The organism is Bilifractor sp. LCP19S3_H10 (genome assembly GCF_052119185.1).
Classification (GTDB): domain Bacteria; phylum Bacillota; class Clostridia; order Lachnospirales; family Lachnospiraceae; genus Bilifractor.
Window position 1 is genome coordinate 91,434 of sequence record NZ_JBQKFT010000004.1, and the last position, 14,843, is coordinate 106,276.

Consider the following 14,843-nt stretch of genomic DNA (forward strand, 5'->3'; position numbering starts at 1 on the left):
TCCTCACACCAGCATTTAATATGAATTAAAAGGCAGCCTTGTAAATCTTCACAATATCCTCTTTTGTGAGAGGAACGAAACAGCCCACACTGCCCTTTGCCGCTTTTTCTGCCATCACTTCGAAATGTTCCTCGCTGTCAATTCCAACGGCGCACAGGTTCTCCGGAAGTCCCATGGTCTCAAACAGGAACGTTCTGGTTTTTGCAATCGCCTCCCTCGCAGCTTTCTCATCCTCTGTTTCCGAAATTCCCCACACATTTCTTCCGTACTCTGCAAAATTTGCGGCAGTTGAAGGATCTTTCTGAAGAACAAAATCCATCCATGCCGGAGTGAGAATCGCCAGTCCCTGGCCATGTGTGATGTCATAAAATGCGGACAGCTCATGCTCCATCGGATGTACGCACCAGGCCGGCTGGCTTCCATTCGCAATCAGGCCATTGATTGCATGACTTGCCGCCCACATCAGATTTGCACGGGCATCATAATTCTCCGGATCCTCCAGAGCGACCGGGCCATATTTGATCATTGTCTTCAGAAGACCCTCGGCAAATCTTGCCTGTACATCACAGCCGGGCTCCTTGGTGAAGTAATTCTCAAAGGTATGGCTCATCATATCCGCCGTACCGGCAGCGGTCTGTTTTCTGGACACCGAAAAGGTATATGTAGGATCCAGGACTGACATGGTTGGTTTCAAAACATCCGCGCCGGTTCCCCATTTCTCATTCTTTGTCATGTCTGAAATAACCGCAAAACAATCCATCTCGGAACCGGTGGCCGCTAATGTCAATACGGAGAAAATCGGAAGAGCCTTTTTGATTTTAGAAGGATCCAGCACAAGATCCCAGGCATCCCCGTCGTACATCGCGCCGGCAGCCACAACCTTTGCACAGTCGATCGCACTGCCTCCTCCGATTGCCAGAACCATATCCAGCTTCTGCTCTTTACACAGCTCAACGCCCCTTCGAACCGTCTCTATTCTGGGATTCGGCTCTACACCGGACAGCTCCGTGACCGTTACCCCGGCATCTTCGAGGATTTTCAGTGCTGTATCATAGATACCATTTCGCTTGATGCTCCCTCCACCATAGACAAGGAGTACTTTGGAGCCAAAATCAGCAAGCTCTGACAGATGTGAGATCTGCCCTTTACCAAAATAAATCGTTGTAGGAACACTAAATCTGAAATTATACATGTATTACCTCCTGTCAAACGAGTCAATACCCCCTATGGGTATAATAAATATACGCCAGACATCCCTGCCTGTCAATGTTAACTTCCCCGAAAATAATCTGCCTTAACTTCTCCGAAAATAACCCATCTCAATTGCAGCACCAAATTTCAACCTGCCATGCAAGTGAACTCTTCCGAAAAATCAGGCCTGAATCTGACCTCTGATTCGCATATCTCAACAACAGGCCATGGATGCACCCGAGATGCTGATCATACTCTGACTCTACTGAAAGAGCCGTGAAAATCTTCCAGGAGATCCCTGAAGCACAATCCGGCATTACGAAACCCCTTCCATTGAACCTCCGGTCAATAGAAGGGATAATTTCCGCGGGCGCCGACCGCCGGCTGCGCTCATGCCTCCGGCTTATATACGCTCAATCCTGCCCACATATGATTCAGATTCTTCGCATATTTTTCCTGGCTCGCGTTGGTCTGATTCATCACTGATACCCTTATTGTGGCAGTCAGCGCACACTGCCACTGACCGACCTTTCTCAGCCTTGAAATCTTCTCTTCAAATCTTGCCTGTGCTTCCGTTAATTTCTTCGGATCCTCATCCTGAATCAGGATTGTGAAGTAACTCCCGGTCAGTCTCCCGATGGTGCTTTCTCTGCCGAACACCTTTCGCAATAGCTCTCCGACACTGCGGAGCAGCGTGTGTCCCGCCTCTTTTCCATATCTTCTGGCGAAATCCTCATATTCCGGAATATAGATCTGTACCAGTGAAAACTCTTTGTTATCCGTCCACAGCGCCTCCAGATAGTCTCTGAAGCATTCGGACAGCCCTGTCGTATTCAGGAGATCCGTCACCGCATCGATCGATTCCGATTGATACCCATCGTCCAGAAGCTGATACAGATTCTCTGCGTCGAAAAAATTCCCCATCAGGCCGATGATCTTCCCGTCTCTGTAAATCGGAATCTTATTGGCCAGAATCGTACGCTGTTTCCCCCGGACGATACACTTTCCCTTTGCGAGACTTACTCTTTCCCCATTCGCCAGAACATCGATCTCATCGTTCTTAAAGGGCTCTGTCTCTACATGCCAGTGCATCTCCTCATCTGTCTTCCCGATAATATCGTCCTCGGATTGAAAACCGTAAAAGTTCAGAAAGCTACGGCTTGCGCCCACAAATCTCCGGTTCACATCCTTCCAGAAATACATCCCGTCTGAATAGGCTTCCAGATTCTTCCAGAGCAGCGCCGGCGTGATTCTACTCTCATCTGTCTCCTTATAAGTCCCGTGCTCTCCACTCTGGTCCGGGTCACCCAAAAGAAGTCCGCGGACCTCCGAATTGAAGTCTACAGGAATAGTTACCAGAAGGACCTGGTAGAAATCCGTTCCCGGTATAGATATGCACATGTGCAGCATCCAGTAATATTCGCCGTCCGGCATTTTGCTTCGGAAAAAGCCCTTCAGATCCTGTCCTTTCTTCTCCATCATCCTTGTTCTTAATGTCTTCAGATTGAGGAAAGCATGGAATCGCTTCTGATCCGGCGGATAGATAAACTTCTCTGTATAGCTCTTCTCTGCCCGCATCAAATCAATGCTTTCTCCTCCGATTCCGATCGGCTCGGCAGAATTTACGGACTTGAGCCCGTACATGGTATTGTCCATAAGATTACAAACCGCAATATCACCGCACAGATAATAGATGCTCTGTATGTAATATGCTCTCTGCTGATCCTTTGATGTTGTATTCAGCCGGATGTACCGGATATTCATTGCATAGATATAATACTTCTCATAATGCGTAATGACGTTCCCGGTCAGCTCCATATAATGATCACCGGACGGATAGGTGATCACCTGCGGTCCCTTAAGCTTCCGCAGCTGCTCATTGGCATACCGCCGGTGGAAGGCATGCATCGGATTGTTGTCCGTGTTGATTTCCGCAATCCATGAATCAATGTCATTGATGCCGTCACGGCTAAGCACATCCTTGTACGCCTCATTGGCAAAAAGCAGCCGCATGGTTTTGCCGTCATCCTCAATGACACACAGAGGCTCATCCGTCTGATAATCAATCCTGCTTAAAGCATCGTAATAGTTCTTCCACCGGAGCCGTTCTTCCCCGATTTTTCTATCCCGGCAGTGCTGCGAGAAAGATGCCCTGTCCATTGGCTTTCCGAAATAGTATCCCTGTACCTTCTCGCATCCGATCTGCTTCAGGAATTCGTACTGCTCACAGGTCTCAACGCCCTCGGCAAGCGTCTGGATTCCAATTTTCTTTGCCATATCCACGACAGAGGTGATGATGTTTCTGGCTTTTTCCGTCGAGGTACTCAGAAAGCTCATGTCGATTTTCAGCTCATCAAAATTCAGATCCTTCAGAGAACCCAGAGACGAATAAGCAGTGCCGAAATCGTCCATCCAGACCTGAAATCCCAGCTCATGGAAACGGCTGATATACTGACTCAGCCTCTCCGGATGGCGGATGAATGCGCTCTCTGTGATCTCAAGATTAATGAGCTCACGCGGAATCTTATATTCTTTCGCCAGGCCTTCTATTCTTTCGACCAGATCCGGCTTACGGAAATCCTTGCGGGAAAGATTCACCGATACCGGCACGATATTCATGCCTGCCTTGATCCGTTCCCAGCCGTCACGACAGACCTGTTCGAACATAAAGAGATCGAGGTCAGTAATTCTGCCCTCATCCTCCAGAGCCGGTATAAACTCTCCAGGAGAGATCATCCCGTATACCGGATCCTTCCACCTGCACAGTGCCTCTGCTCCGCAGAGCTTTCCCGTGATAGTACGCATCACCGGCTGGTAATAGACCTGAATCCAGCCCTCAGCCATTGCCCGCTGATAGTTCTGCAGCAGATACTGCTTCCGCTCTGCCCGGACCAGCATCTCCTGATTGAAATACGTATAGGAAGAGTGTGCCGGATTCTTCAACGAATCGCACGCAAGCTTCGCGCGGTCAATCGCGGATGTCAGACTGATATCATCACAATCCATTACATAAACGCCAACGGCAATCGGACGGGAATTTCCCCGGTTCAGCTTTGCCACATTCTCGAACACGCTGCGGATATTACACTCCAAGTTATCCGTTGACGCGCATGCCACAAAATGATCACTGTTAAATCTTGCCGTATTCCTGACTCCGAACCGACCGCGAATCAGCCAACCCAGTCCACGGATCAGGGCATCGCCCGTCTCAAATCCGTTCAACGTCTCATACTCACGGAATCCGCTGTAGTCCATCCATAAAATCGCAGGAATCCTGTGTTCTCTCCTTATCTCGAGGATTCTCGCGGGAATGGTCTGCAGAAACTGGCTGACCGTCGGAAGTCCCGTCAGATCATCAAACTGATTGCGATGCAGGTCATTGTCAAGTGAAATTGTCTGCGAAAATGGTTCTGATAACTGCAGTTCTTCCGGCTCTCCGTTCAGAATCCGGCTCTCATCTGTATATATAAAATACGAAAGCCGCCTCCCATCTTTCCACGCATGCCTTCCGACTGCGTGAATGATATGATAATCCGGCTGATATTTATTCCGGTTGCGGTAAATAACATCATATTCCGTATCATCCCGCTCGAACCCGTACCCTCTTTCCGCAATTCTGGCGGCATCATCCGGGTGTATATCATGGTACAGGTCTCTCCGCAGCGCTTCCATCGCCTGTTCTCCCGAATCATACCCGAACAGTTTCAGAAATTGTCCTGAGAGAAATACCGGCATCATCTTCCCATCGACAGATTGAAATACACCCACCGCATTCGGAAGATTCTCAAGAATCTGCTGTTCTTCAGATGTTAATTTATATACGGCACCGTTCATCCAGCCGCCTCCAATATACACTCTCTGGTTCAAACCGGGCCAGCCGGTCTGCTGACTGTATTGCCAGACAGAATCATTGCCATCTGTACCCGGACTCCCACTCGATCCAACATATTTTCACTCAATTAGTATATCACATTTTGTGTCAATTCGAATACAGGTTCCCGACTGTTGTACAAAAACTATTAATGTTTTTATTATCTTATCTATATATTTACCAGAAACTTCTGTGTATTAAGGATGGTAAGATGCATTCGAACACAAAAGAAGCCGGGAAACAATCCACTCTGACTTTGCTTCATATTCATTATCAAATCGGATCCCCAAACCACCACCCATCTTTTTATTATTGGACGTTTTGACTACATATATTACCTCCCGGATTCTTCCGCTTCACCAGCATCTCTGATTTTTCAATTAACGTCTGCTCATGTTCGCACAGATCCTAGTGTCATAGAACGCTTCATACAGACAGACTCGAATATTACCTTGTGTTTTTCCATCATGATAATAAACGAGATAAAACACGCTGCGCGAGTTTTATCTCGCTATCGCGACGCTCGCGTAAAAAACAATCCGCAATATATCAAGGCTTGCCTGATATATTGCGGATTCAATTGCGGATTCAACCGTGAATAATCTTTGTATCTGTAAAATTCTCCTCTGTCAGTCTTCCCGGTTCTCCAGCTGGATATATCTTCTGTGATGACCGACGTACTTGTATGCAGGACGGATGATTTTGCCTCCGTTGACCATTTCCTCGATCCGGTGAGCCGACCATCCCGAGATACGCGCGATCGCAAACAGCGGAGTGAACAGTTCTCTCGGAAAATCAAGCATTGAATACACAAATCCGCTGTAGAAGTCGACATTTGCGCAGATCGGCTTTACGAGACGGCGCTTGTGAATCATGCACTCCTTTCCGATTCTTTCCACATTTTCATAGAGATGAAATTCGTCTTCCATGTCCTTCTCAATCGAGAGCTTCTTCGCGTATTCCTTCAGAATGACACATCTGGGATCTGAGAGCGTGTAGACCGCATGCCCCATTCCATAGATCAGCCCCGCGTGATCAAACGCCTCACGGTCAAGAATCTTGTTCAGATAGGCGCGGATTTCATCCTCATTGTCCCAATTATGAACGTTCTCCTTGATGTCCTCAAACATCTGCAGAACCTTCAGGTTTGCACCGCCGTGCTTCGGTCCCTTCAGGGAGCCCAGGGAAGCCGCCACCGCGGAATAGCTGTCCGTTCCTGTAGAAGATACCACATGCGTCGTAAAGGTCGAGTTGTTGCCGCCGCCGTGCTCGGCATGCAGAATCAGAGCCGTGTCGAGCACCTTCGCTTCCAGCTGCGTATACTGACCGTCCGGATGCAACATCTGAAGCAGATTTTCAGCGAGCGAAAGCTCCGGCTTCGGGTTCCGGATGATAAGGTTCTGCCCCAGATGATAATGTCTGTGCGTGTGGTAGCTGTACACGGCCAGAAGAGGCATCTTCGCGATCATGGATAGTGCCTGCCGCAGGATGTTCGGGATTGAAATATCGTCCGCATGCGCGTCATAGGAATACAGCGTCAGGATACACTTCTGCAGAGAATTCATCATGTTGTAGCTGGGTGCCTTCATGATGACGTCTCTGGTGAACTCCTCCGGAAGCTCCCGGTAGCTGCTCAGAATCTCAATAAAATCATTCAGCTGCTTCTCCGTCGGCAGTGATCCGAACAGAAGAAGGTATGTGATCTCCTCAAAACCGAACCGGCGGTTTTTCATTCCGCCCACCAGATCATTGACATTATATCCCTGATAATACAGGCGCCCCTCTGAGGGCACCGACTCGCCCTCGTCGTTCAGCGTTGTTCCCATAACATCGGAAATCTCCGTAAGACCCGTCAGAACACCCTTTCCGGTATTATCTCTGAGGCCTCTCTTGACATCGTACTCCTGATACAGGCTCAGATCGATCTTACCGGATCTTCGGCTGAACTCAACCAGTTCTCTGATCTTGGCATCCTGTTCCGTTGCTGTAAAGCTCATAGACTCATATCCTCCCTGGTATGTCCTGTCAGGCGCCGGCGGAACGCCGGCAGATTGTAAAAAAGCGATTAACTCATGGCAGCACTGCCCGAATTAATCGCCTGATTAAGCCGGAAGTCGGATTCGAACCGATGACCCCTTCATTACGAGTGAAGTGCTCTACCTGCTGAGCTATTCCGGCATGTCCACATAAAAGTGGCACAACCACTATTATACATAATTTTACATAAAATTCAACATGTTTTTTTACTGTATAAAGCCGTCGTCAAGCGGGCAGTTTTTGGGCATGCGAAGCATGCACAGAAAACTGCATGCTTGAACGACGCTAACATGTATGAGCATGGAGCGGTGTGAAACACCGCGAGAATGCGAATACATGTGGCAGCTGCGAGAGTTGCGAAGCAACGGAGCAGCTGGCTTTATACAGTATGTGGCACGACTTATCGTTTGGGCGTTTATTGTATAAGCTCTTCGAAAACGCAGACAGGATCGTCGCACGCGAAGCGCGCGTAAGAGACTGTATGCGATTTCGAAGGCAACAGGTATGAGCACGAAGTGACGCGCAAGCGGCACGGAAGTGCGAATGCCTGTAGGATTGCGAGAGTGCGAAGCACGGAGCAATCCGTAGCTTATACAGTGTGTGGCACGACTTATCGTATGTCCGTTTACTGTATAAGTCCAGTCGCAATGTTCTTGGCCCACGGGGAGCTTGCTCACCAGTGGGCAAGAACATTAGCGACGACAACAGGTATGAGCACGAAGTGACGCGCAAGCGGCACGGAAGTGCGAATACCTGTTAGCGGCACGAAAGCTGCGAAGCAGCGAAGTGACGCGGGGACTTATACAATCTGTGTCACAATATATCTCGAAAACGCAGACAGGCCGCCTGCCGCGAAGCGTGTGTAAGAGACTGTATGCGATTTCGAAGGCAACCGGTATATTCTCTCTTATTCCAGTTCAAACGCTCCGGTATAGAGCTGGTAGTACGTTCCCCTCTGCTCGAGCAGCTGCTCGTGCGTTCCGCGCTCGATGATGTGGCCGTGATCCAGAACCATAATCGCGTCGCTGTTCCGTACGGTGGAAAGTCTGTGTGCAATGACAAACACCGTCCTGCCCTTCATCAGATTATCCATTCCCTTCTGAACAAGCGCTTCTGTTCTGGTATCAATGGAGGAGGTCGCCTCGTCCAGAATCATGGCCGGCGGGTCGGCTACGGCGGCTCTCGCAATAGAAATCAGCTGTCTCTGTCCCTGTGAAAGCTGCGCCCCGTTTGCAGTGAGCATCGTATCATATCCATCCGGAAGTCTTGTGATGAAATCATCCGCGTTCGCCAGCTTTGCCGCCGCGATGCATTCTTCATCCGTGGCGTCCAGCCTTCCGTATCGAATATTTTCCATAACCGTGCCGGTGAACAAATTTACGTCCTGCAGGACGATTCCGAGAGAGTGTCGGAGATCCGGTTTACGGATTTTGTTGATGTTGATGCCGTCATACCGGATCTTGCCATCCGGAATATCATAGAAACGGTTGATCAGGTTCGTAATGGTTGTCTTACCGGCACCGGTTGCTCCTACAAACGCAATTTTCTGTCCCGGCTTCGCATAGAGCGATACATCATACAGCACCTGCTTCTCCGGCGTATATCCAAAATCCACATGCTCCAACTCAATATCACCCTTCAGCATGGTATAGGTCGTCGTACCATCCGCCTTGTGGAAATGCTTCCAGGCCCAGAGATCGGTCTTCTCCTTTGTCTCAACAAGGGAGCCGTCCTCTCCTTTTTTGCATCTGACAAGCGTCACATATCCGTCATCCTTTTCGGGTTCCTGATCAATCAGTTCAAACACACGGCCGGCGCCGGCGATACCCATGGCGATCATCGGCACCTGCATGGAAATCTGACCGATTGTCTGTGACAGCTGACGGGCCATGCCGAGATAGGAAATGATGATACCTGCCGTCATCAGTCCAAAATCGGAAAATCCGACGTTTGTGGCTCCCTCAAATACCATGATCGCGCCGACAAAGGCGATCAGAACATACATAAGGTTGCCCATATTGGACAAAATCGGCATCAGCACGTTTCCCGCCTTATTTGCCTCATTGCTGTCCTCAAAGAGCTGCTCGTTAATTTTCAGGAAATCCTTTTTGCTCTCCCCTTCATGACAGAAGACCTTAATTACCTTGGTTCCTTCCATCATTTCCTCAACAAATCCCTCTTCCTTTGCAAGTGAAATCTGCTGCCGCATCATGTATTTCGAAGAAGCGGCGGCATATTTCCGGGCCACTCGAAGCATCAGAACAATGGAAAGAGCTACCAGAAGCGACAGCCAGAAGCTGTAGTACAGCATCATAAAGGCAATCGCAATAATGGTAAGAACCGATTGTGTAACCATCGGAAGGCTCTGTCCGATCAGCTGGCGGATAGCATCGGTATCATTCGTGTAGGTACTCATGATATCTCCATGCGCATGCGTGTCAAAATATTTGATCGGCAGAGACTGCATCTTATCAAACATATCATTCCGGAAGTTCATAAGCGTTCCCTGCGTCACTGTTGCCATGCTTCTCGTATAGAGAAAGGATGCGACAACTCCGGCACCGTAGATGACCGCCATCCCTATAACCGTACGGACAAGCTTTGGCCATACCGCAGTAAGTCCGGTCTTCATGCCCGGGGTGATGACATCATCAATCAGCCGCTGCAGAAAGAACGTAGCTCCGGTAGAAGAAACGCCCGCGATCACGATACAGATTATAACCAGAATCATTCTGGCCTTGTAATGGGAAAAAATATATCGAAACAGACGTCCGGCTGTTCCCTTTTTGACCGGTGTAATCTTTGCTTTTCCTCTCGGCATATCAGTTTTCCTCCTTTCTCATGGTCTGCGAATCAAAAATTTCTTTATATATTCCATTGGCTGCGATCAGCTGATCGTGACTGCCCTGCTCCACGATCCTTCCGCCGTCCAGCACAATAATGTTGTCACAATCCTGAACGGAAGAAATACGCTGCGCGATGATGATTCTTGTCGTATCCGGGATTTCCTCCCGGAAAGCCTTCCGGATCAGTGCATCGGTCTTTGTATCTACCGCGGATGTGGAATCATCCAGAATCAGAATCTTCGGTTTCTTCAGAAGCGCCCGCGCAATGCAGAGTCTCTGCTTCTGTCCGCCCGATACATTTGTACCGCCCTGTTCAATATAGGTATCATACTTCTGCGGGAACTGCTGAATAAACTCATCGGCCTGCGCAAGCCTGCAGGCATGGACAATTTCCTCATCCGTCGCGTTTTTATCGCCCCAGCGCATATTGTCCTTGATGGTACCTGAGAAGAGGACATTCTTCTGAAGCACAACCGCTACCTGATTGCGCAGCGTGTCCAGATCGTACTGACGCACATCCGTTCCGCCGACCTTCACCGCTCCTTCTGTCACATCATACAGTCTGGAAATCAGCTGAATTAATGTGGTCTTTGAAGAACCCGTGCCTCCGATGATTCCCAGAGAGGAACCAGAGGGGATCTGCAGATTTACGTCAGACAGCGCAAATCTCTTGCTCCTCTCGGAATATTTGAAGGATACATTTTCAAACGCAACCGATCCGTCCGCAATTTCAGTCTTTCCGTTCTCCGGTGAGGTCAAGGTGCTCTGGTATTTCAGGACCTCAACGATCCGGTTGGCAGACTCCTGCGAGATAATAATCAGGACAAAAACCATGGAAAGCATCATCATGGCAATCAGGATCTGGATTCCATATGTGATCAGCGAAGATAACTGGCCCGTACTCAGGGACGATCCCTTTGTGGTAATGATTATCCGGGCTCCGATAAAGCTGACCAGCACCATTGTGAGACTGATGCTGAAGACCATCGTCGGATTGTTCCACGCAAGAACCTTTTCAGCGAAAGTGAAATCCCTGCAGACATCCACGGATCTCTTATGGAACTTCTCTTTTTCGTAATCCTCCCGGACAAACGATTTTACCACTCGGATTCCGCCCACATTTTCCTGCACGGAATTGTTCATGGCATCATATTTCTTGAAGATTCTTACAAAAACCGGATGAATATACAAAACAATGCCAAACAGAACTAAAGCGAGGAAAGGTATGACCGCTATAAAAATCAGGGCCATCCGGACATTGATCGTAAGAGACATCACAATCGAAAAGATGATCATCAGAGGCGTCCGCACCGCGCCGCGGATTACCATCTGAAAGGCCGTCTGCACGTTTGTAACATCTGTCGTCATACGGGTTACAAGCGAAGCTGTGGAAAACCTGTCTACATCCGCAAAGGAAAACGACTGAATGTTAAAATAGATGTCCTGCCGAAGATTTTTCGCAAAACCGGCAGATCCTTTTGCCGCCTCGATGGCTGCTCTGCGTCCGCAGTACAGGGAAGCCATTGCCAGAATAATCAGGACAATACCGTCCTGAAACACAGGCGTCAGGGAAGCGCCCTTCATGTGGTCAATCAAAGAAGCCATCACCAGCGGGATGATACATTCCAGAATAACCTCGAAGGTAACAAACAGCGGTGAAAGCAGGGAGGGAGTCTTATACTCTCTCAGACTTTTCATTAATGTTTTTAGCACCTGTAAATCCTCTCTTTCTGTATGAATATCTATTGCGAACAGAGATTCCCTTCCCTCTTTATACAGGTAATGAGATCTCTGTAATTTTTACTTATTGCTGTACCTTCTCTTATGCACGGCCCTCTTCCCAGTCCTGGACATTGCGGTACATCCTTCGAAGCAGTATTTCGGCCTGCCGAATCTCTTCCTCCGTCATACCCCGAAGCAAACGATCATCCACATCCAGATGCTGCCATCGCAGACTTACCTTATGCCTGTATGCTTTTTCTGCAAAAGATACGATTTTATTCCTATGGTCCTTTGTATCAATCGATATATTCACAAATCCATTCTTCTGCATTCTCGAGACCAATCCCACCACTGTAGGATGGGAAACCTCAAGGATCCGCTCCAGTTCTCTTTGCGCGACGCTGCCCCCATGTTCGCCAATCACATGGAGAACACGCGCCTGCGAAAGCGTCAGACCCCATTCCTCAAGATTTCGATCCGCGCTTGCTCTCAGCTGCTGGTTGATTTTCATTAACAGAAGCGGTATCACAGATTCCTGCCGCTCCTCCTCACCCGCCGGACGTCCTGAATCACAAGCTTCCTCCCTTCTCCTTTTCGGCAGTTTCTCTTCCGTTACTGTTGCTTCTCTTTTTTCCATCTTTGTATACCGTAATGTCTGATTTATATTTGTTATGCTTTCCATCCTATGATTGATAGGCCAGCATATCTGCGCACAAATGTAGCGTGCTACATTTATTGTGTAGCACGCTACATTTTAGTGATCAAGGGATCGATTGTAAAGATATATTTTGCATTTCATTTGCTAAATTTTGCAGTCCCATGCGAGTCTGAGAGAACTTCCTCCTTACCGGGTCAGGCACAGACAGATAACAGCACCCATCCCGTCTGGCGAAATCCTGCAAAACGTATCCTCTGCGGATTATTCCGTTTTTACACCTTGACTCTGGTTCCCCTGCTGTCGCGTTTCATCAGACGAATTTTATTCAGAGATATTTTCTTTCCCCGGTATTCGATATCCAGCTCTTTATGTCCGGTCACGAGATAGCCTTCCTCCACCTCGTCTCCTGCCGTAAGCTTCATGGCGCGGACCCCGAGCGCTCCCTTCTTCTTCTCCGGAATCTCTGCCATGGAAATCCTGAGAAAATACCCGTCTCTGCTTTGCAGGACGAGATAGTCCCCGGCATCCGCATAGGCGACAAACGCCGCCCGGTCCTTGTCGTCTGCAAGTTTCGTCGCGGCGATTGAACGCCTGGTGACGTTGAATTCATTTCCGTCGGTCACCTTCGCCATGCCTCCGGCAGTCACGAAAATCAGCTTCCTGCCGATGACCTCGGTCATGGGTGCCGCGAAAATAACCTGCTCGTTTTCCGTCGAATAGTTGCAGAGATTATCGATGGGCGTTCCCTTGTCGCGGAATTTCGTAAAAGGAAGATCCTTCACCTTTATCGTGTGCATCACACCCAGGTCGGTGAAGATACAGATCTTATCCGTATTCATGCAGTGAAACAGATACCGGCTCTCCGTGTCCGCCGACTCCTTGTTCCGCTCGTAGACTGACACGTCAATCGTCCTTGCGTAGCCGAAACGGTCCATAAGGAACACCAGCTCGGTCTCCTCCTCTTCCGGTTCCTCCGCGACCACCGTCTCCGCATTCGTGATGAAGGTTCTTCTCGGACGGCCATATTCCTTTTTGATTGCGGCCAGATCATCGAGGATCACCTCCGCCATCGTATCGTAATCGTTCAGGATCTTGTCATAACGGGCGATTTTCTCCAGTGTCTCCTCATTTTCCTTATACAATGCCTCAAGCTCCAGACCGATCAGCTTTGCCAGGCGCATATCGAGAATAGCCTGAGCCTGCCGCTGGGTGAAGCAGAGCTGACTGGCCTGTTTCTCACTGTTTTTATGCCGGAAGGTAATTCCCTCTGTCACACCCATGGTCAGACAATCCTTCGCCATCTTCTGATTTTTACTGCCGCGCAGGATCTCAATGATCAGATCGATGACGTCAACCGCCTTGATCAGCCCCTCCTGGATCTCCTTCTTCTCCATCTCCTTTGCCAGGAGCTTCCGGTACTTCCGGGTCGACAGATCAAACTGGAAATCCACGAAGTGATCGAGGATCTGCTTCAATCCCAGCGTCTCCGGTTTCCCGCCTGCGACCGCGAGCATATTGACACCGAACGTATCCTCCAGCCTGGTTTTCTTGTAGAGAAGGTTCTTGAGCCGTTCTGCGTCCGCGCCTTTTCTAAGTTCCAGTACGATCCGGATGCCGTCCTTGGAGGACTGATTTGAAATGTCGGTAATTTCCGGTGCCTGCCGGCTCTCAACCAGATCCGCCACATCCATCAGAAATTTTCCGATGTTCGCTCCGATCATGGTGTAGGGGATTTCCGTGATGACGAGGAGCTGTTTCCCGTTCTTTCCCTTCTCCACCTCGACCTTCCCGCGGATTCTGATCTTCCCGGACCCAGTCTCATATATGGACGCCAGGTCCTTCTGATTCACGACAATTCCGCCGGTAGGAAAATCCGGTCCCTTGATGTATTTCATCAGCTGTGTGCTCGTGAGCTTATTGTTCCGGATATAGGCACGGGCCGCATCGATCACTTCTCCCAGATTATGCGGAGGTATGCTGGTCGCCATGCCGACGGCAATTCCGTCAGAGCCGTTGACCAGAATGTTCGGAATGCGGACCGGGAGCACCTCCGGCTCTTTTTCGGTCTCATCGAAGTTCGGAACAAAGCTTACCACATCCTTGTCGAGATCCTTCAGATAGACCTCCTGCGCAATCTTTGCAAGACGTGCCTCCGTGTAACGCATGGCAGCTGCTCCGTCTCCCTCAATGGAGCCGAAGTTTCCGTGGCCGTCCACCAGCACCTGCCCCTTTTTGAAATCCTGTGCCATCACGACGAGTGCATCATAGATGGAACTGTCGCCGTGCGGATGATACTTACCCATGGTATCGCCGACAATACGTGCGGATTTCCGGTAAGCCCTGTCATAGTAGGTGCCGAGCTCCATCATGTCGTACAGCACCCGCCTCTGCACCGGCTTGAGACCGTCGCGGACATCAGGCAAGGCTCTGGCGATGATGACGCTCATCGCGTAGTCGATGTAGGATTTCTGCATCAACTCCGAATATTCGGTTCTGATAATTTCTTCCATTTTAAATG

7 protein-coding genes and 1 tRNA gene are annotated in these 14,843 nt (G+C 49.3%); all 8 read right to left on the minus strand.

Translation table 11 applies throughout. From position 1 onward, the window contains the following. Positions 1 to 25 precede the first annotated feature (25 nt). A complete protein-coding gene (locus tag ACTQZS_RS04695) occupies positions 26 to 1,192 on the minus strand; it encodes an iron-containing alcohol dehydrogenase (RefSeq protein WP_441474804.1) in 1,167 nt (388 codons plus the stop codon). Positions 1,193 to 1,581: 389 nt separating this feature from the next. After that, positions 1,582 to 5,025, minus strand: coding sequence for an EAL domain-containing protein (locus ACTQZS_RS04700; RefSeq protein ID WP_441474805.1), 3,444 nt, complete (start codon positions 5,023 to 5,025; stop codon positions 1,582 to 1,584). A 666-nt stretch (positions 5,026 to 5,691) separates the two neighbouring features. Then, the gene (locus ACTQZS_RS04705; protein WP_441099309.1) at positions 5,692 to 7,059 is read right to left on the minus strand and encodes a citrate/2-methylcitrate synthase; all 1,368 of its coding nucleotides are present in this window, start codon (positions 7,057 to 7,059) and stop codon (positions 5,692 to 5,694) included. A 108-nt stretch (positions 7,060 to 7,167) separates the two neighbouring features. Further along, a tRNA-Thr gene (locus ACTQZS_RS04710) sits at positions 7,168 to 7,240 on the minus strand. A 766-nt stretch (positions 7,241 to 8,006) separates the two neighbouring features. Further along, a complete protein-coding gene (locus ACTQZS_RS04715; protein ID WP_441474806.1) occupies positions 8,007 to 9,920 on the minus strand; it encodes an ABC transporter ATP-binding protein in 1,914 nt (637 codons plus the stop codon). Between the two features lies 1 nt (position 9,921). After that, positions 9,922 to 11,658, minus strand: a complete 1,737-nt coding sequence (locus tag ACTQZS_RS04720) for an ABC transporter ATP-binding protein (RefSeq protein WP_441474807.1) — start codon at positions 11,656 to 11,658, stop codon at positions 9,922 to 9,924. A 109-nt stretch (positions 11,659 to 11,767) separates the two neighbouring features. Further along, on the minus strand, positions 11,768 to 12,304 hold the full coding sequence (locus tag ACTQZS_RS04725; protein ID WP_441474808.1) for a MarR family winged helix-turn-helix transcriptional regulator: 537 nt from the start codon (positions 12,302 to 12,304) through the stop codon (positions 11,768 to 11,770). A gap of 293 nt (positions 12,305 to 12,597) precedes the next feature. Further along, positions 12,598 to 14,835 (minus strand): DNA gyrase/topoisomerase IV subunit A, encoded by a 2,238-nt coding sequence (locus ACTQZS_RS04730; RefSeq protein ID WP_441474809.1) that lies wholly within the window; start codon positions 14,833 to 14,835, stop codon positions 12,598 to 12,600. Between the last annotated feature and the right edge of the window lie 8 nt (positions 14,836 to 14,843).

Bases quoted from the DNA above. Each gene is read 5' to 3' on its own strand.
- ACTQZS_RS04695 (WP_441474804.1), bottom strand. From the start codon at position 1,192: ATGTATAATTTCAGATTTAGTGTTCCTACAACGATTTATTTTGGTAAA.
- ACTQZS_RS04730 (WP_441474809.1), bottom strand. From the start codon at position 14,835: ATGGAAGAAATTATCAGAACCGAATATTCGGAGTTGATGCAGAAATCC.
- ACTQZS_RS04705 (WP_441099309.1), bottom strand. From the start codon at position 7,059: ATGAGCTTTACAGCAACGGAACAGGATGCCAAGATCAGAGAACTGGTT.
- ACTQZS_RS04725 (WP_441474808.1), bottom strand. From the start codon at position 12,304: ATGGAAAAAAGAGAAGCAACAGTAACGGAAGAGAAACTGCCGAAAAGG.
- ACTQZS_RS04700 (WP_441474805.1), bottom strand. From the start codon at position 5,025: ATGAACGGTGCCGTATATAAATTAACATCTGAAGAACAGCAGATTCTT.
- ACTQZS_RS04715 (WP_441474806.1), bottom strand. From the start codon at position 9,920: ATGCCGAGAGGAAAAGCAAAGATTACACCGGTCAAAAAGGGAACAGCC.